This window comes from Paenibacillus turpanensis (assembly GCF_011421635.1).
In the GTDB taxonomy this organism is placed as follows: Bacteria; Bacillota; Bacilli; order Paenibacillales; family YIM-B00363; genus Paenibacillus_AK; species Paenibacillus_AK turpanensis.
This window is the reverse complement of the sequence record NZ_WTLI01000059.1, coordinates 1-1,463: the sequence shown is the minus strand read 5'-3', so window position 1 is coordinate 1,463 and position 1,463 is coordinate 1. Positions and strand designations below refer to the sequence as shown.

The 1,463-nt window shown below is 43.3% G+C and carries 1 protein-coding gene and 1 rRNA gene; both read left to right on the top strand.

Going from position 1 to position 1,463, the window contains the following annotated elements:
- The first annotated feature begins 94 nt into the window (after positions 1-94).
- Positions 95-1,036, top strand: a complete 942-nt coding sequence (locus GQS10_RS22775) for an alpha/beta hydrolase (RefSeq protein WP_243735366.1) — start codon at positions 95-97, stop codon at positions 1,034-1,036.
- Positions 1,037-1,224: 188 nt separating this feature from the next.
- Positions 1,225-1,341, top strand: a 5S ribosomal RNA gene (rrf, locus tag GQS10_RS22770).
- The last annotated feature ends 122 nt before the right edge of the window (positions 1,342-1,463 follow it).

The following is a 1,463-nucleotide window of genomic DNA, read 5'->3' as shown; positions in this document are numbered from 1 at the left end:
CAGGGTCCTGGGAGAGTAGGACGCCGCCAAGCACAAAAAACACATCAACATTTGTTGATGTGTTTTTTGTATTTACAAATTTTTTTTCGGAATTATGTATTCTACATTCTCGCCCACAGAGCAGCTTTCTAAAGAGATCGCTTATTCGTGCTTGCAGGTAATTTTTGCTATAATGGTAGAAGTGACTACTATTTATTTGGTAGATGAGGGAGGCAATAAAGAAATGAGTGTAACACCGGTATCGTTTTTTTCAGGAGCACTTTATGAACGGAAAACCTGCTTTGTGTACTTACCTCCTTCTTATGAAGAAACAGATCAGGCGTACCCTGTAATTTATTTATTGCATGGGATGTACGGTTCTGAATTGGACTGGAATTATAAGGGGAATGCAGGGCAAACCTTGGATCACATGATAAGTGAGCATCGGTTGCGTGAATGCATTGTTGTTATGCCAAGTGACGGTGGCTACGGACATGGTACTTATTATATGGATTGGTATGATGGAACGGGCAACTTTGAGGAATATTTGATTTCGGATCTGGTTCCTTTCATTGATAACAACTACCGCACCTTGAAAACCAGAGATACACGCGTAATTGCGGGATTATCCATGGGCGGATTTGGCGCTTTCCTATTATCGCTGCGAAATCCTGATCTGTTCGGAGCCGCTGCAAGCTTATCTGGAGCATTAGGCTCAGCCCAGCTTATGCCGCAGAAAGATTTTGATCGATCGGAATTCTCCAGGATTATTGGCCCAAGAAACGGAATTCATGCTATGGAGCATGATTTAAATGTGTTAACAGAAATGCGTATGCAGGATCCGCCTGAGGAACGGCCTTCCTTGTATTTTGATTGCGGTACGGAGGACTATTTGTATCCAATGAATGCAGCGTTCCGTAACCATCTGCAGCGCATTGGTTATACACATGAGTATCAAGAATTTTCAGGTCAACACGATTGGAACTACTGGACAAGCCATCTCCCGGATACACTAATGTACTTTGAAAGATATTTTTCTCTGCAAAATGGGAAATGAAGGTTATAAATATATGTTGCTTTTTATGTGTGGATTGTGATAATATACTCCTTGTCGCTGTCAGGAACAGCGGCAAGGATTTCTGAATATACCATAATGTAGCGATTGAACAGCCTAGTTTTGTATGGTATATTGGTCATCCGCAAAACAGCTGAAAGATTTCACGAAAGTCGATCAGCTCAAATAGGTTTGGTGGTGATGGAGGAAGGGAACCACGCGTACCCATCCCGAACACGAACGTTAAGCCTTTCAGCGCCAATGGTACTTGGACCGCAGGGTCCCGGAAGAGTAGGACGCCGCCAAGCTGACCGCATCATGCGGTTGAACTTAAAAATGAAGAGAAGATTACCATAAAGTGGCGGTTGCACAAGCAGCTGTATGGTGGTAAGATGAACTTCCCCGATTTTCGCGAGAGCGAAATATCGAG

Bases quoted from the DNA above. Each gene is read 5' to 3' on its own strand.
- GQS10_RS22775 (WP_243735366.1), top strand. From the start codon at position 95: ATGTATTCTACATTCTCGCCCACAGAGCAGCTTTCTAAAGAGATCGCT.